General features: G+C 73.5%; 18 protein-coding genes and 1 pseudogene. 6 read left to right on the forward strand and 13 right to left on the reverse strand.

Features of this window, described 5'->3' with window-relative positions:
- The first annotated feature begins 8 nt into the window (after positions 1–8).
- The 3 genes from ACIPYQ_RS29005 to ACIPYQ_RS29015 all read left to right on the forward strand — a co-directional run bounded on the left by ACIPYQ_RS29005 (position 9) and on the right by ACIPYQ_RS29015 (position 1105).
- Complete coding sequence (locus ACIPYQ_RS29005) at positions 9–95, forward strand: putative leader peptide (protein ID WP_311318651.1); 87 nt, start codon at positions 9–11, stop codon at positions 93–95.
- Between the two features lie 78 nt (positions 96–173).
- Positions 174–722, forward strand: coding sequence for a cysteine dioxygenase (locus tag ACIPYQ_RS29010; protein ID WP_362238017.1), 549 nt, complete (start codon positions 174–176; stop codon positions 720–722).
- Complete coding sequence (locus tag ACIPYQ_RS29015; RefSeq protein ID WP_401256708.1) at positions 713–1105, forward strand: rhodanese-like domain-containing protein; 393 nt, start codon at positions 713–715, stop codon at positions 1103–1105. The genes ACIPYQ_RS29010 and ACIPYQ_RS29015 overlap by 10 nt, the downstream gene beginning before the upstream one ends.
- A gap of 10 nt (positions 1106–1115) precedes the next feature.
- Here the strand turns inward: ACIPYQ_RS29015 and ACIPYQ_RS29020 are convergent, their stop codons facing one another.
- The 8 genes and pseudogenes from ACIPYQ_RS29020 to ACIPYQ_RS29055 all read right to left on the reverse strand — a co-directional run bounded on the left by ACIPYQ_RS29020 (position 1116) and on the right by ACIPYQ_RS29055 (position 9894).
- Positions 1116–2387 carry a cytochrome P450 gene (locus ACIPYQ_RS29020; protein WP_401256658.1) on the reverse strand — a complete coding sequence of 424 codons (1272 nt, stop codon included), beginning with the start codon at positions 2385–2387 and terminating at the stop codon, positions 1116–1118.
- Positions 2388–2447: 60 nt separating this feature from the next.
- Positions 2448–3849, reverse strand: a pseudogene (locus ACIPYQ_RS29025) (NAD(P)/FAD-dependent oxidoreductase).
- Entirely contained in the window at positions 3846–4064 is a 219-nt protein-coding gene (locus ACIPYQ_RS29030) for a ferredoxin (RefSeq protein ID WP_401256660.1), read from the reverse strand. Before ACIPYQ_RS29030 ends, ACIPYQ_RS29025 begins: the two are co-directional and overlap by 4 nt.
- A gap of 203 nt (positions 4065–4267) precedes the next feature.
- On the reverse strand, positions 4268–6832 hold the full coding sequence (locus ACIPYQ_RS29035) for an FtsX-like permease family protein (RefSeq protein ID WP_401256710.1): 2565 nt from the start codon (positions 6830–6832) through the stop codon (positions 4268–4270).
- A gap of 90 nt (positions 6833–6922) precedes the next feature.
- The gene (gene recX / locus ACIPYQ_RS29040; RefSeq protein ID WP_361765498.1) at positions 6923–7489 is read right to left on the reverse strand and encodes a recombination regulator RecX; all 567 of its coding nucleotides are present in this window, start codon (positions 7487–7489) and stop codon (positions 6923–6925) included.
- Between the two features lie 3 nt (positions 7490–7492).
- The gene (gene recA, locus ACIPYQ_RS29045) at positions 7493–8602 is read right to left on the reverse strand and encodes a recombinase RecA (RefSeq protein WP_401256662.1); all 1110 of its coding nucleotides are present in this window, start codon (positions 8600–8602) and stop codon (positions 7493–7495) included.
- A 239-nt stretch (positions 8603–8841) separates the two neighbouring features.
- The gene (locus tag ACIPYQ_RS29050) at positions 8842–9294 is read right to left on the reverse strand and encodes an iron chaperone (protein WP_401256664.1); all 453 of its coding nucleotides are present in this window, start codon (positions 9292–9294) and stop codon (positions 8842–8844) included.
- Positions 9295–9435: 141 nt separating this feature from the next.
- Positions 9436–9894 carry a hypothetical protein gene (locus ACIPYQ_RS29055; RefSeq protein ID WP_401256666.1) on the reverse strand — a complete coding sequence of 153 codons (459 nt, stop codon included), beginning with the start codon at positions 9892–9894 and terminating at the stop codon, positions 9436–9438.
- Between the two features lie 152 nt (positions 9895–10046).
- On the opposite strand from ACIPYQ_RS29055, the gene ACIPYQ_RS29060 reads away from it, so the two are divergent.
- A complete protein-coding gene (locus ACIPYQ_RS29060; protein WP_401256668.1) occupies positions 10047–10805 on the forward strand; it encodes a Clp protease N-terminal domain-containing protein in 759 nt (252 codons plus the stop codon).
- Here ACIPYQ_RS29060 and ACIPYQ_RS29065 read toward each other — a convergent pair.
- Positions 10756–11874 (reverse strand): AI-2E family transporter, encoded by a 1119-nt coding sequence (locus tag ACIPYQ_RS29065; protein ID WP_361765529.1) that lies wholly within the window; start codon positions 11872–11874, stop codon positions 10756–10758. The genes ACIPYQ_RS29060 and ACIPYQ_RS29065 overlap by 50 nt on opposite strands.
- Before the next feature lie 258 nt (positions 11875–12132).
- Positions 12133–12327 (reverse strand): DUF3046 domain-containing protein, encoded by a 195-nt coding sequence (locus ACIPYQ_RS29070; RefSeq protein ID WP_030154244.1) that lies wholly within the window; start codon positions 12325–12327, stop codon positions 12133–12135.
- Between the two features lie 81 nt (positions 12328–12408).
- Here ACIPYQ_RS29070 and ACIPYQ_RS29075 point away from each other — a divergent pair, with 81 nt between their 5' ends.
- Positions 12409–13374 carry a hypothetical protein gene (locus tag ACIPYQ_RS29075; protein ID WP_401256670.1) on the forward strand — a complete coding sequence of 322 codons (966 nt, stop codon included), beginning with the start codon at positions 12409–12411 and terminating at the stop codon, positions 13372–13374.
- Here ACIPYQ_RS29075 and ACIPYQ_RS29080 read toward each other — a convergent pair.
- The 3 genes from ACIPYQ_RS29080 to ACIPYQ_RS29090 all read right to left on the reverse strand — a co-directional run bounded on the left by ACIPYQ_RS29080 (position 13343) and on the right by ACIPYQ_RS29090 (position 15300).
- Positions 13343–13651, reverse strand: coding sequence for an AzlD domain-containing protein (locus ACIPYQ_RS29080; protein WP_030010743.1), 309 nt, complete (start codon positions 13649–13651; stop codon positions 13343–13345). The two genes, ACIPYQ_RS29075 and ACIPYQ_RS29080, sit on opposite strands and share 32 nt — an antisense overlap.
- A complete protein-coding gene (locus ACIPYQ_RS29085; RefSeq protein WP_401256712.1) occupies positions 13648–14355 on the reverse strand; it encodes an AzlC family ABC transporter permease in 708 nt (235 codons plus the stop codon). The genes ACIPYQ_RS29080 and ACIPYQ_RS29085 overlap by 4 nt, the downstream gene beginning before the upstream one ends.
- A 111-nt stretch (positions 14356–14466) precedes the next feature.
- Positions 14467–15300, reverse strand: a complete 834-nt coding sequence (locus tag ACIPYQ_RS29090; RefSeq protein ID WP_401256673.1) for an AraC family transcriptional regulator — start codon at positions 15298–15300, stop codon at positions 14467–14469.
- A gap of 80 nt (positions 15301–15380) precedes the next feature.
- On the opposite strand from ACIPYQ_RS29090, the gene ACIPYQ_RS29095 reads away from it, so the two are divergent.
- Entirely contained in the window at positions 15381–19970 is a 4590-nt protein-coding gene (locus ACIPYQ_RS29095) for an ATP-dependent helicase (protein ID WP_401256675.1), read from the forward strand.
- Positions 19971–20070: the final 100 nt, after the last annotated feature.

A 20070-nucleotide genomic window follows, 5' to 3' on the forward strand; every position in this document is an offset into this window, starting at 1 on the left:
CTCGCCGAATGACCGGCAACGACGTACGCCTGTGGCGGAGGGTCCATATGGACCTGCTCCGCTACGCGGGCTGCGTGTGTCGCCCTTCCTGTTGATTCGCCCTTCCCTCCGCGCGCCCCGTGCCGTCCACCGGCCTGCGCGCACCTCCGCGAACCCAGGAACGGTCCCCCTTCATGTCTGCACCCGCGTCCACCGCACGCCCGTACGCCCCTGAGCCCGTGACGGCCGGGGGCCCCACGGCCGCCGAACTCCTCGACTTCGCCCTCCGCACGGCCGCCGACCCCGCCGTCGTGGCTTCGCTGCCGCTCGATCCCGAGGGGCGCACCTGGATCCGGCTGGAGGGGCCGGGCGGCAGCGAGGCCTGGTTGATCGGCTGGCCGCCGGGCACCGGCACGGGCTGGCACGACCACGCCGAATCGCGGGGCGCGTTCGCCACCGCGCGCGGCCGGCTCACCGAACACTCGCTGACCGTACGGCTGCCCTCCGAGGGCTGGCGGTCGCTGGAGCTGGCCCCCGACGTCGACCGCCGCCGCACGCTGGACACGGGCACCGGGCGGGCCTTCCTGGAGCACCACGTGCACGAGGTCCTCAACGAGTCCCCGACCGAGCACGCGGTCTCGGTGCACGCGTACTACCCGCCGCTCCCGCTGATCCGCCGCTACAGCCGCAGCGGCCCGGTGCTCCACCTCGAGCACGTCGAGCGTCCGGCGGACTGGCAGTGAGCGCCCCGGTCGGCATCGACGAGCTGCTGGAGCAGGTCCGCGCGGGCTACACGCGCGTCGGCCCGGAGGAGGCGTACGCCGCCTCCCGCGCCGGCGCCCTGCTGGTGGACATCCGCTACCAGGCCCTGCGCGAGCGCGACGGCCTGATCCCGGGGGCGCTGGTGGTCGAGCGCAATGAACTGGAATGGCGCCTGGACCCCCGCGGCAGCCACCGCGCCCCCGAGGCCACGAGCCACGACCTCCAGGTGGTGGTGATCTGCAACGAGGGCTACGCCTCCAGCCTCGCCGCGGCCTCCCTCCACGCCCTGGGCCTCCACCGCGCGACGGACCTGACCGGCGGCTTCCAGGCCTGGAGATCGGCGGGCCTCCCGGTCGCCGAATAGCCCCCGGGCCTCAGTCGCGGATGCCGTCGATGTCGACCGGGACGTGCCGCGGTCCGCGGAAGATCTGGTTGCGCCGGTACGGCGGCGGATCCTCGACGAGCCGAGGGTTTTCCACCCGGCGGACGAACTCGCCGAGCGCGTTCTGGACCTCGAGCCGCGCGAGCGGAGCGCCGAAGCAGAAGTGGATGCCCTGGCTGAAGCCGAGGTGCTGGTTGTCGCGGCGCTCGAGGTCGAGTTCGTCGGGGTCGGTGAACTGTTCCGGGTCGCGGTTCGCCGAGCCGTACGCCAGGAAGATCGGCGCCCCCTTCGGGATGGTGGTGCCGGCGATGTCGATGTCCTCCACGGCGGAGCGGGTGGGCCAGAACTGCACCGACGACTCGAAGCGCAGCAGCTCCTCCACCCCGGGCACGATCAGCTCGGGCCGGCGGCGCAGCTGCTCGAGCGCGTCGGGGTGCCGCAGCAGGGTGAGCACGCCGTGGGCGATGAGATTGACCGTGGTCTCGTGCCCGGCGAAGATCAGGAGCAGGGCATTGCTCGTGAGCAGGCCCTTGGGCATCCGTCCCTCCGGTCCGTCCTCGTTCACCATCGCCGAGAGCATGCCCGGGCCGGGCTGCCGGGCGTACCGGTCGTACAGCTCGGCGGCGAACCGTCCGAACTCCTGCACGGCCTGATTGCCCCCGGCCAGCCGGCTCTGGAAATCCTCCGAGGCGGTCTCGGGGCCGTACTCCCAGGCGTCCAGGGCGGTCTCGATCCAGTGGTGGAAGCGGGGCTCGTCCTCCAGCGGCACGCCCAGAACCTTGCAGATCACCGTCACCGGCAGGGGATAGGCGAAGTCGTCGACGGCATCGATCCGGGTCTTGCCCCGCATGTGCTCCAGGAGGCCGTCGACGATGCGGCGGATCTCGGGCTCCAGGTCGGAGATCCGGTCGGGCGAATCGGGCGGGCCGACGAAATGCGGCGTCATCATCCGGCGATCGCGATCGTGCTCGGGTGGATCGCAGGTGATGATGCTCGGCTCGGCCTCCGGCTCCCCCGAGCCGTCGCCCGAGCCCTGCGCCGAGCCCTGCGCCTGGGCCGAGGCCGGGGCGGCGGGGCCCTTGCGCGGATCCGAACTGACCCGGGGGTCGTGCAGCAGCGTGACGATCTCCCGGTAGGTGCTGACGACGTAGGTTCCGTCCGGCTGCCGCGCCACCGGCGTCTTGCGCAGTTCTTCGTAGAAGGGGTACGGATCGGCGCGGTTGGCGTAGCGGAGGGCCTGCTGCCAGGGGGTTTCCTCGACCACGAGGCTCCCCTCCTTCTTCCTGTCGGTACTGTCCGCCCGCCCGCCCGGCCGGCGGGCGCGTCAGTGCTGTCGAGGCCGGAACTCGGCCGTCCGCCCGCTCGGGGCGTGGCCGGTCAGGACGACGTCGGGGACCTCCGTCGGGACGCCGGGTTCCGGGAACTCGGCCGGCATCGGCTTCGTGTCGGGCGGCCGGTCCCATCCCGGCGGCGGGGGCGGGAACGGACCGGATCGCTCGATCAGCTTCTCGTAGTACGAGAGCCACTTGCCGTGATCGAACGTGACGGCCGCGACGATGCGGCCGCGGTGACCGTAGGCGGCGGCGAAACGGCGCTCCGCGACGGACCCCTGCGTGAAGACGATCTCGTCACCGAAGGACGGCACCCCGACGGACTTGATGTTGACGCCGAACTGACCGGACCAGAAGCCGGGAACCAGCAGATGCGGGCGATAGTGGGGCTCGAGGTTCACCATGTTGTGCGCCGCCACCTCGGCGCCGAGAACCGCGTTGTCCCAGTGCTCCATCGCGAGGAACTGGTACTCGTACAGTACGTGCGGCGCACGCGCCACGTCCCCCGCCACGTAGATGCTGTCGGTGACCACGCCGTTGATGTCGAAGGCACGGCCACCGGCGTCGCACCCGACGCCCCAGAAACCTGCCGCCAGCCCGGAGCCCTCCAGCCATTCCACGTTGCGGATCGACCCCAGCGAGGCCACCACCACGTCGGCGTCGACGACGGCTGCGTCCGAGAGCCGAGCACGCCGCACGTGTCCGCCGGAGTCGCCCTCCAGCGATGACACGCCCAGCCCGCAGCGCAGGTCCACGCCGTGATCGCGCTGCATCTGCGCGGCGATCTCCCCGATCACCCCGCCGAGCGCCGCTCAACGGCGCCGAACCCCGTTCGACGACGGTGACCGGAATGTCGAGCTCCCGGCAGACGGAGGCCACCTCCGAGCCGATGAACCCGGCGCCGATGACCAGGACCCGCGACGGCGGCTCGGCCAGCGCCTTCTGCAGCTGTGCGGCATCATCGCGCGAGCGGATCGTGTGGACCCCCTGAAGGGCGGCCTCGGTCGGGTTCGGCCACTGTCGCGCGCGGGTGCCCGTGGCGATCAGCAACCGGTCGTACCCGACCTGCCCGCCGTCGGCCAGGCTCACCTGCTTCGTGACCCGGTCCAGCCCGGTGGCAGCCACCCCGAGGCGCCAGTCCGCGTCCACTTCTCGCATGCGGGGCAGCTTGGTGTGGTCGGCCGGCACCCAGCCTTTGAGTACTTGCTTGGACAGCGGGGGACGGTCGTAGGGCTCGTACGGCTCGTCCCCGACGATGGTCAGAGAACCGGTGAAGCCCTCCTCGCGCAGGGCTTCCGCGGCCCGCAGCCCGGCCAGCGAGGCCCCCACGATGACGATCCGGCCGTTGGCCCTGAACTCGCGCGCCAACTCCGCCACCGTCGCCAGCAAGGTCATGGCGTCTCGCCCCGCTCCCCGCCGTCCAGGCGGTCGATCACGATCGCCTGCACCGGGCATGCCACAGCAGCTCGCTCCACCTGCAGGCGCCGCTCGTCATCGGGGTTCGGCTCATAGGTGAGTGCCTCCTGGCCACTCAGCCTGAAGACCTCGTGAGCCAGGTAGACGCACTGTGCGTATCCCTGGCATCGGTTCAGGTCCACGACGATCCGCATGGGCAGACTCCTTCCGCTCCGCCTCCCCCACGACGACCAGCGACGCGGGCATGCAGCTGTGCGGCGGTTCTCAAGCCCCTCGTCCTCGCTGCCTCGACGGTGACGCCTGTCGGCTGCGAGAGGCCTGCCCCGGTCATCGCGCCCTAAAAAAATCCTCGTCCCGCCTTCCGACGAGCGCAAACCCGCACCTCGGCGGAGTGCGCCTAGCCCTTGGCCGTGGCCACCTCCACCGGAGCCACCCGCAACGCCACCCTCCCCGGGAGGGAAGTGGCCGGGAGGGCCAGCAGCCCGGCCGCCCCCACCACCACCGCGTACGCCACCGGCAGGACCGCCGGCGCCGCCCCCGTCATGCCCACGCTGAACGCGGTCAGCACGGCCAGCGCGATCCCCGACCCGAGCACCACCCCGATCAGGACCACCGCGAGCGCCTCCGCCCGGAGCATCCGCAGCACCTGCCGCCGCTTCGCCCCGGCCAGCCGCAGCATCGCGAACTCCCGGAACCGCTCGGCGGTCGACATCGCGAGCGTGTTCACCACGGCGATCGCGGTGAAGGCCAGGACCAGCCCCATGGCCAGCAGGTTGATCTCCGCTCCCGCGTCCTGCCGCTGCGCCAGCGCCTCGTCGGCTTCCGCCGCGGACAGCACCCGTACCCCCGGGAACCCCCGCACGGCATCGGCCAGCCGCTCCCGCCCGGCCGCCGGCCCGGGCCCCGGCTCCGCCGCCACCAGCACACTGCTCGCCAGCGGATTGTCCGCGTGCGCGGCCACCAGCCCGTGCGGCAGCGTCAGATCCCCGAAGCCCAGCCCCCGCGCGTACACGGCCGAGACCGTCAGCGTGACCGGCGTCCCGTCCCCCAGCGTCAGGCTCAGCGGGCTCCCGGGCTTCAGCCCCAGCCGGTCGGCGGCGAGTTCGCTCACCGCCACGGCACCCTCACCGAACCCGTCAAGGCTCCCGCCGGTGACCTCGGGGTCCCAGGTCCGGGTCAGACCGGCCGGGGTCACGCCCTGCGCGGCGTACTTCGCCAGCCCCACCCGTACCGACGTGTGCACGATCTCGGTGGCCGCGCTGACCCCCGGCGTCCGCCGGATCCGCTCGGCGGCCTCCCGCGTGATGCCGGGACCCTGCGCGGCCAGCACCCAGTCGGCCCGGATCCCGTCGCGGGCCTGCGCCCGGGCGGCGTTTCCGAGGGTCGGGGTGACGAAGAGGACGGTGCAGGTCATACCGACCAGCAGGGCGAGCGGGGTGACGGCGGAGGCCATCCGGGTGGCGTTCCCGCGCAGGTTGGCGGTGGCCAGGTGGCCGCCCGGACCGGCCAGCCGCAGCGGTCCGGCGAGCAGGGCGGCGGCGCCCCGTACGAGCAGTGGGCCGAGCAGCGAGACCGCCCCGGCGAGGACCACGACGGCCAGGAAGGTGACGGGGGTCGACGCCGGCTCGGTGCGCAGCGAGCCGAGTACGACGATCAGGACCGCACCGCCGGCCAGCAGCAGCACCCCGGCCACGCTGCGGATCCAGCCGGGCCGGCGCCGCTCGGCGGCGGCTTCGGCGAGCGCCTCGGCCGGGCGGATCCGGGCGATCCGCCGCCCGGTGATCCGCGCGGCGGCCCAGGCTCCGAGCAGGCTGGCCGCGACGGCCGCGCACATCGGGAAGATGCCGGCGGTGCGCTCCAGGGTCACGGGGACGACGCCTGCGTCGACGAACCGGCCGTGCAGCCAGGCGGCGAGCGGCAGGCCCGCGAACGCCCCCGTGAGGCCGGCGGCCAGGCCGACGAGCAGCGCTTCCCGCCCGATCATCCGCCGCAGTTGCCCGGGGGTGGCGGCGATGGCCCGCAGCAGGGCGAGTTCGCGGTGGCGCTGCTGGACGGAGAGCGCGAAGGTGCCGACGACCACGAGGATCGCGACGAGGAGCGAGGTGCCGCCCATCGCGCCGCCCATGGAGACCAGCTTGATCCGGGCGCCGGCGGCGTCGAGGAATTCCACCGGCCCGCGCTCGTCCCCCGTGCCGACCTGCGCCGTGGTGCCCTTCAGCGCCTGCGCGACCCGGTCGGCGAGTTCACCGGCGTCGACGCCCGGCGCGGGCAGCACCCCGATCGCGCTGACCTGCCCGTCGCGGGCTGCGAGCCGCCGGGCCTCGTCGTCGCTGAAGAACAGCGCGCTCTGCTGGGCGAGGTCGCCGCGGGGCGTGGTCGCGATGCCGGTGACCTGGTACGTCCTGGGCTCGCCAGTGGACTGGACGGTGAGCTCGGAGCCGGGCCGCAGCCCCGCGCGGGCGGCCAGCGCCCGGTCGAGGACGATCTCGCCGCCGCTCCGGGGCGCACGGCCCTCGGCGATCGTGAAGGGGGTCAGCGCGGCGGAGGCCCAGGCGTGTCCGTACGAGGGCTTGGGCTCGCCGGCGGCCTTGACCAGCGGGACGGCCTGGAACGTGAGCTCGGGCACGGCCCGCTCGACGCCGGGCACGGCGCGGACCGCGTCCACGGTGGCGGCCGGGAGCCAGGCCCGCTCGGCGACGGGCTTCGCCTTGTGCTTGGTCTTGGTCCTGGCCTTCTCGCCCTCGCCCTTCTTCTTGACCGTCGTCTCGTGGACGTTCTGGTCGGCGGAGACGAGGACCGGCGCGGATGCGTAGCGCTCGGTGCCGATCTTTCCGCGGAGTCCCGTTTCCAGGAGGGTCCCGCACGCGGTGACGAGGGCGGCCGCACACAGCAGTGCGACGAAGGCGCCGAGGAAACCGGCTTTGCGGTACCGGAGCGTCTGAAGGGCGTAGCGCAGCATCATGCCGTCAACTCTGCTGGCGGGCACGCCTCCTGACACTGGCGTACCCCGGCATCCGTACCCGGGGGCTACCCCCACCCCGGGCCCGGCGGCTCACTCCCCCGGATACCCGAGCTCGTCGGCGTCCTCGCCCTCCGCCTCCAGCGCACGGCGGACCACCCGCAGGGCCATGCCCTCCGGGTATCCCTTGCGGGCGAGCATTCCGGCGAGGCGCCGGATCCGCTTGTCGCGCTCCAGGCCCCGGGTGGCGCGGAGCTTGCGCTCCACGAGCTCCCGGGCGGTCTGCTCCTCCTGCTCGGAGTCGAGCAGCTCCAGGGCCTCCTCCACGAGGGTCGCGTGCACCCCCTTGGTCCGGAGCTCCTGGGCGAGCGCCCGGCGGGCCAGGCCCCGGCCGCGGTGCCGGGACTCGACCCAGGCTCCGGCGAAGGCGGCGTCGTCGATCAGGCCCACCTCCTCGTACCGGGAGAGGACCTGCTGCGACACCTCCTCGGGGATGCCCCGCTTGTGCAGGGCGTCCGCGAGCTGGCGCCGGGTGCGCGGGCTCCCCGTGAGCAGGCGCAGGCAGATCGCCCGCGCCTGCTCCTCGGGGCTCTGGGGCGGCAGTTCCTGGCGGTCCTCACGACCGCGCCTGCTCCTGCCGCCCCCTTCCTGCTCCTGCACGGGTCAGCTCTTGGCCACGGCGGCCTTGGCCGTCGTCTTGGCCTTCGACGCGGGCGCGGGCACGGCCGTGGCCTCGGCGGGCGCGGCAGCGGCGGCGGCGTCGGCGGCGGCGTCCTTGCGGACACCCACGCCCAGCTTCTCCTTGATCTTCCGCTCGATCTCGTTGGCGAGATCCGGGTTGTCCTTCAGGAAGTTACGGGCGTTCTCCTTGCCCTGGCCGAGCTGGTCGCCCTCGTACGTGTACCAGGCACCGGCCTTGCGCACGAAGCCGTGCTCCACGCCCATGTCGATCAGTCCGCCCTCGCGGCTGATGCCCTGGCCGTAGAGGATGTCGAACTCGGCCTGCTTGAACGGGGGCGCGACCTTGTTCTTGACCACCTTGACGCGGGTGCGGTTACCGACCGCGTCCGTGCCGTCCTTCAGGGTCTCGATGCGGCGGATGTCGAGGCGTACGGAGGCGTAGAACTTCAGCGCGCGGCCACCGGTGGTGGTCTCCGGCGAGCCGAACATCACACCGATCTTCTCGCGGAGCTGGTTGATGAAGATCGCGGTGGTCTTGGACTGGTTCAGCGCACCGGTGATCTTCCGGAGCGCCTGGCTCATCAGACGGGCCTGGAGACCGACGTGCGAGTCGCCCATCTCACCCTCGATCTCCGCGCGCGGCACCAGGGCCGCCACGGAGTCGATGACGATCAGGTCGAGGGCACCGGAGCGGACGAGCATGTCCACGATCTCCAGCGCCTGCTCGCCGGTGTCCGGCTGCGACAGGATGAGGTTGTCGGTGTCCACGCCGAGGGCCTTGGCGTACTCGGGGTCGAGCGCGTGCTCGGCGTCCACGAAGGCGACGGTGCCGCCGGCCTTCTGCGCATTGGCCACGGCGTGCAGGGTCAGGGTCGTCTTACCGGAGGACTCCGGCCCGTACACCTCGATCACGCGGCCGCGGGGCAGCCCGCCGACGCCGAGCGCGATGTCCAGCGCGGTCGACCCGGTGGGGATGACCTCGATGGGGTCGTTCGGCTTGTCGCCGAGGCGCATGACCGCACCCTTGCCGAATTGCCGTTCAATCTGTGCGAGAGCGGCGTCGAGAGCCTTCTCGCGGTCGGTGCCTGCCATGGGTTCCACCCGGTTTGCTTGAGTCGATCGCTTCACGCCATTGACGCTAATGCCTGCCACTGACAATGCGCCTCCACGACCGGTTCGGCTGTGGATAACTCATCAGAATGGATGTTCGATTTCCGTGTCAAGCGCGCCACGCCCGCCCCACCGCTCAGGGGCGCGGCGGGCGGGCCGAAGCCCCCGCCCGGTGACCGGGCGGGGGCTTCGCGGGCCCGGGATCCTTCGGGGCGAGTGGGTCAGCTCACGGCCTGCTCGACGAGCGCGGTGATCCGCTCCTCCACCTCGGCCGTGACCTCGGTCAGGGCGAAGCCGGCCGCCCACATCGTGCCCTCGTCCAGCTTGGCCAGGTCGCTGAAGCCGAGGGTCGCATAGCGCGCCTTGAACTTCTCCGCGCTCTGGAAGAAACAGACGACCTTGCCGTCCAGGGCGTAGGAGGGCATCCCGTACCAGAGCTTCGGCGCGAGGACCGGGGCGGCGGCCGTGATGACGGCGTGCACGCGCTCGGCCATGATCCGGTCCGAGTCCTGCATCTCGGCGATCTTCGCGAGGACCTCCCGCTCCGCCTCCGCCGCCTTGTCCGCGCGCGAGCCGCGGCGCGCGGCCGTCTTCAGCTCCTGGGCGTGGTCCTTCATCGCGGCCCGCTCCTCGGCCGTGAATCCCTCGTGCGTGCTGCCGCCGGTCTTGCTCATGCCGGATCTCCTCCGTGAGGTTCTCGATGCGCGCGCCTTGAGAGGGACCCTAACCCCGCCCACCGACACGGCACCTGCCGAAGCGCCACAAGCAGAGATCGCTCAACAGCGTTCGCCCGAGGCCTGGTTGCCGCGGGGCGCTCACTTCTGCGACAGCCCGGCCCTGATCATCGACACGGCGCTCACCAGCTTGCGGAGGCCTTCGGTCTGGACCACCACGATGCCCCGGGAGGTCTGGAGCTCGCCCCCCTTCGAGGCCCCGGCGACGCACTCCTCCGCGCCGCGCCTGAATCCGTCCAGGGACTCCTTCCAATAGCCCTGGGCGGCCTCGCGCGGGACCGGTCCGAGCTTCTCGGCCGCGGCGACGGCTTTCAGCAGGTCCTGACAGGCGGGCCCTTGGACGTCGATCGTGCGCATGCTCACGTCGTTGACCCGGCCCGCGCTCTCGTTGAGCTTCTCGATCCGGGACTCGCCTCCCGAGGAGTACCAGTCCTCCAGCTCCTCGGCCGGGGTCCGGGAGCAGCCCGCGAGCAGCGCGGCGGCGGCCGCGACGGCAACGGTGACGGCGGTCGGCGCGAGGACGCGCACAGGTAACGGCATGGAACCCCCTGAGTCGGTCCGGCCGATGCTGCCAGGGGCCGCCCCGGTCCCGTACGTCTCGTGACGCTTTCGTGACGGATCGCGACCGAATCCCCCAGCGACTGACAACCCAGGGTTGACACTCGCGCGACTGTCAACCTACGGTTGCGCTCATGACGAACCCATCCGTGGAACCCGTTCGCATGACCAATCCGGTACGCCTCGACGACCTGATCGAGGCCATCAACAAGGTGCACACCGACCCCCTGGAGCAGCTCAGCGGCGCCGTCGTCGCCGCCGAGGCCCTCGGGGACGTCGCGGACCACCTCATCGGCCACTTCGTCGACCAGGCCCGCCGCTCCGGCGCCTCCTGGACCGACATCGGCCGCAGCATGGGCGTCACTCGCCAGGCGGCCCAGAAGCGCTTCGTCCCCAAGGCGGACAAGGAGGGCGCCGCCGCGCTCGACCCGAACGCCGGCTTCGGCCGCTTCACCGCCCGCGCCCGCAACGTCGTCGTGACCGCGCAGAGCGAGGCCCGCGCCGCCGGCGGCACCGAGATCCGCACGGACCACCTGGTGCTGGGCCTGCTGGCCGAGCCCGAGAGCTTCGCCGGACTCGCCCTGGGCGCCCAGGGGGTCACGGCGGACGAGGTGCGCGCCGCCGCGGCCGCCGTACTGCCCCCGCCGCAGACGGAGATCCCCGACCTCATCCCCTTCGACGCGTCCGCGAAGAAGGCGCTGGAGCTCACCTTCCGCGAGGCCCTGCGCCTGGGGCACGACTACGTCGGCACCGAGCACATCCTGCTCGCGCTCCTGGAACTGGAGAACGGCGAGGGCCTGCTGAGCGGCCTCGGCGTGACCAAGGCCGCCGCCGAGGCGACCGTCACCGAAGCCGTGGCCAACGTACTCGGCGGCGCCGGGGATGCGCCGTAGAGGAATCCGCCTCCTCCGTCAGCGCGTAGCGCTTCACGTACGCGCCTAGGAAGGCCTGCAGCGTGGCGACGGCCGGGATCGCGATGAGCGCCCCGACCGCGCCGAGCAGGGCGGTGCCCGCGATGACCGATCCGAAGGCGACCGCCGGATGGATGTCCACGGTCTTCGAGGTCAGCTTGGGCTGCAGGACGTAGTTCTCGAACTGCTGGTAGACCACCACGAAACCGAGGACGTACAGCGCGTACCAGGGGTCGACGGTGAAGGCGATCAGAACCGGCAGCGCGCCCGCGAGGTAGGTGCCGATGGTGGGGACGAACTGCGAGACCAGCCCCACCCACATCGCGAGGGCGGGCGCGTACGGCACCTCGAGCACCGCCAGCAGGATGTAGGTGGCGATGCCGGAGATCAGCGCCATCAGCCCGCGCGAGTAGAGGTAGCCGCCCGTCTTGGCGACGGCGATCTCCCAGGCGCGCAGCACCTCCGCCTGCTTCGCGGGCGGCAGTACGGAGCACAGCGCGCGCCGCAGCCGCGGTCCGTCGGCGGCGAAGTAGAAGGAGAACAGCCCGATCGTCAGCAGCTTGAAGAGTCCGCCGAGCACCGTGGCGGAGACGTCGAGCACGCCGGACGCGCTGTTCTGCACGTACTTGCGCAGCCAGTCGGAGCGCAGCACGCTCTGCTGGATCTCCAGCCGGGACAGTTCGGTGTGGAAGGTGGAGTTGATCGCTTTGATCACCGAGTCGAGATAGCCCGGGAAGCCCTCGACCATGGCGACGATCTGCCCGGCGAGCAGCGAGCCGAGCAGCGCGAGGAAGCCGGCCGTCACGACGAACACCGCAAGGAACGTCACGAAGGTGGCGAGCCCGCGGCGCACCCCGCGGGCCGCCATCCCGGACACCGCCGGCTCGATCGCGAGCGCGAGGAAGAACGCGATCAGGATGTTGACGAGCAGCCCGATGAGCTGGTGGAAGGCCCAGCTGCCGAGCTGGAAGCAGGCGACGAGGGCCAGGACGAGGATCACGGCGCGCGGCAGCCAGCGCGGCATCCGTGCCTCCGCCCCGCCGGGGGCCACCGGGGCCGCACCGGCCGGGGGGCTCCCCGCACCGCCGGGGCCGGCCTGCGGGGCTACCGGACCTTGCGCACCCCCGGGGTCTTCAGCACCCCGATCGGAAGCCGCATCGGAAGCCGGATCGGGGGCCGTCGACCGGCTGCCCGGCCGCTCGCCCCGGACGTCGGCGGTCTGGTCGTCGGTCGTCGTCTCATCACTGGCTGCCACGCCGCCCAGTCTGTCCCACGGCCCGCCCGAACCACGAAGCGGTGCCCGCCGGGGTCAGCGCAGCGAGGCCGGCACGTCCATCGCCGAACACACCGCGCGCCACACGTCCTTGGCCTCCCAGCCCGCGTCCAGCGCCTGGTGGACGGTCCGCCCGCCCAGCTCCGTCATGACGTGGTCCCGCGCGAAGGAGTCGGCGTAGCCCGCGCCGAAGTGCTCGGCCATCCGCTCCCAGAAAATCGTCAACCGCATGCCCCCAGTATCCCGCCCCGGGAGAGTGCACCGGCCGCGTTCGCCCCTCCTGGCCGCACCGCCGCGTCCTAGGTTGCACGCATGCCCGGAGACGAAGCTTCCTCGCAGACGTCGCAGACCCCGCTGGCCCGCGCCGAGCAGTTCATCTGGCTCACGGCCCGCGTGCTGGAGCAGCGGCGGTTCGCGTTCCACTTCCTCGGCGGGGACGCCGACCCGGTGGACACCGCCCTCGGTTCGTACCTCAACGGCGACGGCGGCTACGGTCACGCCCTCGATCCGGATCTGCGCGGTCCGCTCAGCCAGCCCCTGCACACCGCGCACGCGCTGCGCGTGCTGGACGGCCTGGGCCGCTGTGCCGGTCAGCGCATCGAGCGGCTCTGCCGCCACCTGACCTCGGTCTCCACCCCGGACGGCGCCCTTCCGGTGGTCTCCCCGGCCCCGCGGGCCTACCCGGCGGCCCCGTACCACCCGCTGTACGACGCCCCGCCCGGCGAGCTGCTGACCACGGGCCCGGTCGTCGGCCTGCTGCACCGCAACCGGGTCTGGCACGCCTGGCTCTTCAGGGCCACCGACTTCTGCTGGGACCGGGTCGAGAGCCTGCGCCACTCGCATCCGTACGAGGTCCAGAGCGCGGTGGCCTTCCTCGACGGCGTCCCGGACCGGGCGCGCGCGGCGGCGGCCGCGGACCGGCTGGGCCGGCTGGTGCGCGCGCAGAAGCTCGCGGTGCTCGATCCGGGGCGGCGCGGGGAGTACCCGCCCGCCCCGGGCTACGCACCGGGCGAGCTCCTCTTCCCGCACGACTTCGCGCGGCGGCCCGAATCGCTGGCCCGCGGCTGGTTCACGGACGACGAGATGCGCCGCTCGCTGGACCACCTGGCCGCCGCGCAGCAGGGGGACGGCGGCTGGCCGGTCCGCCGCGAGGCCTGGGCGCCGGGGAGCTCGCTGGAGCGGCGGCCCATCACGACGCTGGAGGCCCTGCTGACCCTGCGCGCGTACGGGCGCCTGCAGGCCGGGATCAGCCGCCCAGGGCCCGTACCCCCGCGGTGACGACGACGGCGGCCGCGACCACGACGAGGAACGGGGCCCGCAGCAGCAGCGCCAGCCCGGCGGCGGCGAGGCCGGCGGCGCGGGCGTCGACCACGAGGGCGGAGCCGGTGCTGAAGGTCTGCTGGGCGGTGAGCGCCGCGAGCAGCGCGACCGGCAGCAGGGCGGCCAGCCGGCGTACCAGCGGCCGCTCCAGGGCCCCGGCGGGGACGAGCAGCCCGGCGAGCTTGACGGCGTAGCAGCCGACGACGGTCAGTCCGATGGCGATCCAGACGTTCACGGACGGCGTCCCTTCATCCACAGCACGACGGGGGCGGCCAGGGCCGCGATCAGCACGGGGACCCCGGCGGGCAGCACGGGCAGGAATCCGAGCCCGAGGACGAGCGCGAGGGCGGCGACGGCCCGCTCGGTGCCGGTCTTCAGCATCGGCGCGAGCAGGGCCAGGAACACGGCGGGCCCGGCGGCGTCCAGCCCCCACGCCCTGGTGTCCCCGATGGCCTCGGCGCCGAGCGCGCCGAGCAGGGTGGTCAGGTTCCACAGCGCGTAGAGGGTGAGCCCGGTGACGGTGAAGCCGAGCCGGGCCGCCTTCCGGTCGGGCTGGGCCAGCGCCACGGCGGTGGTCTCGTCGATCACCCAGTGGGCGGCGAAGGGCCGTACGGCGCGGGGCAGCGCGAGCAGCTGTGACAGGCGCAGCCCGTAGAAGGCGTTGCGGGTGCCGAGGAAGAAGGCCCCGGCGGCGGCGGTGAACGGATTGCCGCCCGCCGCGAGCGCTCCGACCAGGGCGAACTGCGAGGCGCCGGTGAAGACCAGCAGGCTCAGCACGCAGGCCTGGAGCGTGCTGATGCCGGCCCCGGCGGCGGTCACCCCGAAGGCGAACCCGGACAGCCCGACGGCCACCCCGACCCCGAGCGCGTCGCGGATGACGGCGGCCCGCGGCCGCCCGTCGGGTATTGCGGTCTCTCGTATCTCTGGCTCTGTGACCAGCTGCTTCTCTCCCACGCCCCGAAACTACGCGGGGCCGGGACGGATGGTCTTGTACGTTCTTGCGCGCACCCGTCGGCCCCCAGTCGGCCCCGGCGCGGCAGGATCGGAAGGCTAGACGGCCCGTTCGCGCCGGTACGCGCCCGGGGGGACCCCCACGATGCGGGTGAAGTGCCGGTTCAGGTGCGGCTGGTCGGTGAAGCCGACGGTGACGGCCGCCTCCGCCGGCGGGGTGCCCGCGTCGAGCAGCCGGCGGGCCTGGCGGACCCGGGCGTCGGTCAGCCAGGTGTGCGGCGGCATCCCGTACTGCTCGCGGAAGGCCCGCAGCAGCGCGAAGGGGCTGGTTCCGAGGTCGGCCGCCAGCTGCTCCAGCGACGGCGGGGCGGCCATCCGCTCCGCCAGCACCGCCCGGGCCCGTTCGGCGTCGGCGGCGCCCGCGCGCCGTACCGTACGGGCCGGCAGCGGGCCCGCGTGCCGGGTGAGCATCCGGGCCACGACTCCCCGCAGCAGCGTGTCGGCGGCCAGTGCGTTCCCGGACTCGGCGGCCCGGTGCACCTCGGTGATGGTCCGCGATCCGTGCGGGTCGGTGACCATGTCGGCCGTGAAGGCCAGGGTGCCGCGCAGGGTGCCGATCTCTTCGGCGACCTCGGTGATCAGCTCGCGGGAGGGGTAGAGGGTGGCGTACGCCCAGCCCTCGGGGACCCCGGCGCGCGCGGTGTGCGGCACCTCGGGGTTGATCAGGACCACGCTGCCCGGTCCGGCGCGCACCACGTGGCCGGGCAGACCGACCTCCTCGATGCCGCCGGTGACGGCCGCGATGACGTACCCGTCGTGCGCGTGGCGCGGGAAGGTGTGGCGTACGTAGTGGGCGCGCAGCAGGTCCAGCCCGGGCAGTTCCGCGTACTGCCAGTGCCGCGCCCACTCCCGGCCGCCCTCTTCCGTCCCCATCCCCCCATTCTGCGCTCCGCCCGTGACGGGCGTTTCCCCAGGTCCGGGACGTTGTCAGTGGCCGGGTGCACGATGGGGGCATGGCAGGCGCTGCGCTCGACTCGTTCTCCCCCGCGACCCGCTCGTGGTTCACGGGGGCCTTCCGTACGCCCACCTCCGCCCAGGAGGGTGCCTGGCGGGCGATCGGGGAGGGTTCGGACGTGCTGGTCGTGGCGCCGACCGGCTCCGGCAAGACGCTGGCCGCGTTCCTCGCCGCCCTCGACCGGCTCGCCTCGACCCCGCCGCCCGCCGAGTCGAAGAAGCGCTGCCGCGTCCTGTACGTATCCCCCTTGAAGGCCCTGGCCGTGGACGTGGAGCGCAATCTCCGCAGCCCGCTGACGGGAATCCGCCAGGAGTCCGTCCGGCTCGGCCTGCCCGAGCCGGACATCCGGGTCGGGATCCGCTCCGGCGACACCCCGCCAGCGGAGCGGCGGGCGCTGGCCACCCGGCCGCCGGACATCCTGATCACCACGCCCGAGTCGCTGTTCCTGATGCTGACCTCGGCCGCCCGGGACGCCCTCGCCGGGATCGAGACGGTGATCCTGGACGAGGTGCACGCGGTCGCCGGGACCAAGCGCGGCGCCCACCTCGCCCTCTCCCTGGAGCGGCTGGACGAGCTGCTGCCGCGCCCGGCGCGCCGGATCGGGCTGTCGGCGACGGTCCGGCCGGTGGACGAGGTGGCCCGGTACCTCGCGCCGCGCGGCAAGGTGGAGATCGTCCAGCCGCCGTCCGCGAAGGAGTTCGACCTGTCGGTGGTCGTCCCGGTGCAGGACATGGGCGAGTTGGGGGGCTCTCCGGCGACCGAGGGCAGGGAGGGCGGGGACAAGCCGTCGATCTGGCCGCATGTGGAGGAGCGGATCGCGGACCTGGTGCAGGCCCACCGCTCGACGATCGTGTTCGCCAACTCCCGCCGTCTCGCCGAGCGTCTGTGCAACCGGCTCAACGAGATCGCGTACGAGCGCGCGATGGGCGAGCGGCTGCCGGAGGGTTCGCCCCCGGCCGAGATCATGGCCCAGTCGGGCGCCGCCCTGGGCGCCCCGCCCCTGCTGGCCCGCGCGCACCACGGCTCGGTGTCCAAGGAGCAGCGGGCGATCGTGGAGGAGGACCTGAAGGCGGGCCGGCTGCCGGCCGTGGTCGCCACCTCCAGCCTGGAGCTCGGCATCGACATGGGCGCGGTGGACCTGGTGGTGCAGGTGGAGTCACCGCCGTCGGTGGCCTCCGGGCTCCAGCGGGTGGGCCGGGCCGGCCACCAGGTGGGCGCGGTCTCCACCGGTGTGGTCTTCCCCAAGTACCGCGGCGACCTGGTGCAGGCGGCCGTGGTCACCGAGCGGATGCGCACGGGGGCGATCGAGTCCCTCCGCGTCCCCTCCAACCCCCTGGACGTACTGGCGCAGCAGCTGGTCGCGATGGTCGCGATGGACACCTGGCAGCTGGACGACCTGCTCGCCCTGGTGCGGCGGGCGGCGCCCTTCGCCGCGCTGCCGGAGTCGGCGTTCACGGCGGTGCTGGACATGCTGGCGGGCCGCTACCCGTCGGACGCGTTCGCCGAGCTGAGGCCGCGCGTGGTCTGGGACCGGGTGGCGGGGACGGTCACCGGGCGGCCGGGGGCCCAGCGCCTCGCGGTGACCTCCGGCGGCACCATCCCGGACCGTGGTCTCTTCGGCGTATTCCTGGCCGGCTCGGACCCGAAGAAGGGCGGCGGCCGGGTCGGCGAGCTCGACGAGGAGATGGTCTACGAGTCCCGCGTCGGGGACGTCTTCACGCTGGGCACGACCTCGTGGCGGATCGAGGACATCACCCGCGACCGCGTCCTGGTCACCCCGGCCCCCGGGGTGCCGGGCCGGCTGCCGTTCTGGAAGGGCGACCAGCTCGGCCGCCCGCTCGAACTGGGGCGCGCGGTCGGCGCGTTCCTCCGCGAGCTCGGCGGCCTCACCGACGAGGACGCCCGGCTGCGGCTGCTGGCCGCCGGCCTGGACGCCTGGGCCGCGGAGAACGTGCTGGCCTACCTCGCGGAACAGCGGGAGGCCTGCGGTCACGTCCCGGACGACCGGACCATCGTGGTGGAGCGCTTCCGCGACGAGCTGGGCGACTGGCGGGTCGTGGTCCACTCCCCCTTCGGCGCCCAGGTGCACGCCCCGTGGGCGCTCGCGCTGGGCGCCCGCCTCGCCGAGAAGTACGGCATGGACGCCCAGGTGATGCACGCCGACGACGGCATCGTGCTCCGCCTCCCGGACGCGGACCTGCTGTCCATGGACCTGCTGGACCACGACCCGGCGGCTCCGCAGCCGTTCGAGTTCGACGACGAACAGGCCCCGCTGGGCGCGGCCGACGTCGCCTTCGACCACGGCGACGTCCAGCAGATCGTCACCGACCAGGTCGGCGGCTCCGCGCTCTTCGCATCCCGCTTCCGCGAGTGCGCGGCCCGCGCCCTGCTGCTGCCGAGGCGCAGTCCGGGCAAGCGCACCCCGCTGTGGCAGCAGCGCCAGCGCGCCTCCCAACTGCTCCAGGTGGCTTCGGAGTTCGGGTCCTTCCCGATCGTGCTGGAGGCCGTACGCGAATGCCTCCAGGACGTCTTCGACGTGCCCGGCCTGACCGAGCTGATGGGGGACATCGAGGCGCGCCGCGTGCGGCTGGTCGAGGTCACCACCCCGGAGCCCTCCCCCTTCGCCCGTTCCCTCCTCTTCGGGTACGTCGCCCAGTTCCTCTACGAGGGCGACTCCCCGCTCGCCGAGCGCAGGGCGGCCGCGCTGTCGCTGGACTCCCGGCTGCTGGCCGAGCTGCTCGGCCAGGCGGAGCTGCGCGAGCTCCTCGACGCGCAGGTGCTGGAGGAGCTGGAGCGGGAGCTCCAGTGGCTGACCGAGGACCGGCGGGCCAAGGGTCCCGAGTCGGTGGCCGACCTGCTGCGCATGCTGGGTCCGCTGACGCAGGACCAGCTGACCGAGCGCGGGGCGGAGCCGGCCTGGGCCGAGGAGCTCGCCGCGGCCCGCCGCGCCATCCGGGTCCGGATCGGCGGCGCGGACCATTGGGCGGCGATCGAGGACGCGGGCCGGCTGCGGGACGCGCTCGGCACGGCGCTCCCCGTCGGTGTTCCGGAGGCCTTCACCGAGCCGGTCAAGGACCCGCTCGGGGACCTGCTCGCCCGGTACGCCCGCACCCACGGTCCGTTCACCACGGCCTCCGTCGCCGTCCGCTTCGGCCTGGGCACCGCGGTGACCGAGGGCGCGCTGCACCGGCTCGCGGCGGCCGGCCGGGTGGTCCAGGGCGAGTTCCACCCTGCGGGCATCGGCCAGGAATGGTGTGACGCGACGGTGCTGCGCCGGCTCCGCCGCCGCTCCCTCGCCGCGCTCCGCCAGGAGCTGGAGCCCGTGCCTCCGGCCTCGCTGGCCACGTTCCTGCCGCAGTGGCAGCACCTGGGCGGAGCCCTGCGCGGCCTCGACGGCCTGGCCCGGGCGGTCGAGCAGCTCCAGGGCGCCCCGGTCCCGGCCTCGGCGCTGGAACGGCTGATCCTCCCGTCGCGGGTGGCGGGCTACTCCCCCGGCCTGCTGGACGAGCTGACCACGGCCGGGGAAGTGGTCTGGGCGGGCGCGGGAGCGCTTCCGGGCAAGGACGGCTGGATCTCCCTGTATCTGGCGGACGCGGCCCCGCTGCTCCTGCCGCCGCCGCACCCGCTGGATCCGAGCCCGCTGCACCAAGCGGTCCTGGCCTCCCTGAGCGGCGGGTACGGCCTGTTCTTCCGCCAGATCGCGCAGTCGATCCGCGCCGAGTTCCCCGAGGTCTCCGACATCGCCCTCTCCGAGGCGGTGTGGGACCTGGCCTGGTCGGGCCGGCTCACCAACGACACCCTGGCCCCGCTGCGCTCGCTGCTGGGGTCGGGCCGCACGGCGGGCGCGACGGCCCACCGGGCCCGGCGCACGGTCCCCCGCGGCCGGTACGGCACGCTCAGCGCGACCGTGTCCCGTACCGGCCCGCCCACGGTCTCCGGGCGCTGGTCGCTGCTGCCGTCCCAGGCTCCCGACCCGACCCGCCGGGCCCACGCCCTGGCCCGCACCCTGCTGGACCGGCACGGCGTCGTCACCAGGGGCGCGGTGGCGGCGGAGGGCGTCGAAGGGGGCTTCAGCGCCGTGTACCGCGTCCTGTCGGCCTTCGAGGACAGCGGCCAGGCCCGTCGGGGCTATGTGGTCGAGGGGCTGGGCGCCGCCCAGTTCGCGATGGACGGCGCGGTGGACCGCCTCCGGGCCGCGGAGCGGACCCCGCCCCCGCTGGCCGCGGTGGTCCTGGCGGCCGCCGACCCGGCGAACGCGTACGGCGCGGCCCTGCCCTGGCCCGAGCCCCCCGCCGGGGCCACCCACAAGCCGGGCCGCAAGGCGGGCTCCCTGGTGGTCCTGGTGGACGGCGAGCTCACCCTGTACCTGGAGCGCGGCGGCAAGACCCTGCTGGCCTGGCCCCCGCCGGAGGATCCCCGGCTCGCGGCCGCCACGGCCGCCCTGGCCGCGGCCTCACGCGCGGGCACCCTCCCGGCCCTCACGGTGGAACGCATCAACGCGGCCGCCGCCCTGACCTCCCCGCTGGGCCGGGCCCTGGAGGCGGCCGGGTTCCACGCCACTCCGAGGGGTTTGCGCTTGCGTTCCTGACGATTGCAAATCGTCACCGACTGTTCCGCTTACGTCCTGGACATGTCACAGAACCGTTGTGGGCCGCCCCCTGGGCTGGCACGGCCGCTTACTCATCCTT

The sequence above is a fragment of the Streptomyces sp. NPDC090045 genome, assembly GCF_044747975.1.
Classification (GTDB): Bacteria; Actinomycetota; Actinomycetes; order Streptomycetales; family Streptomycetaceae; genus Streptomyces.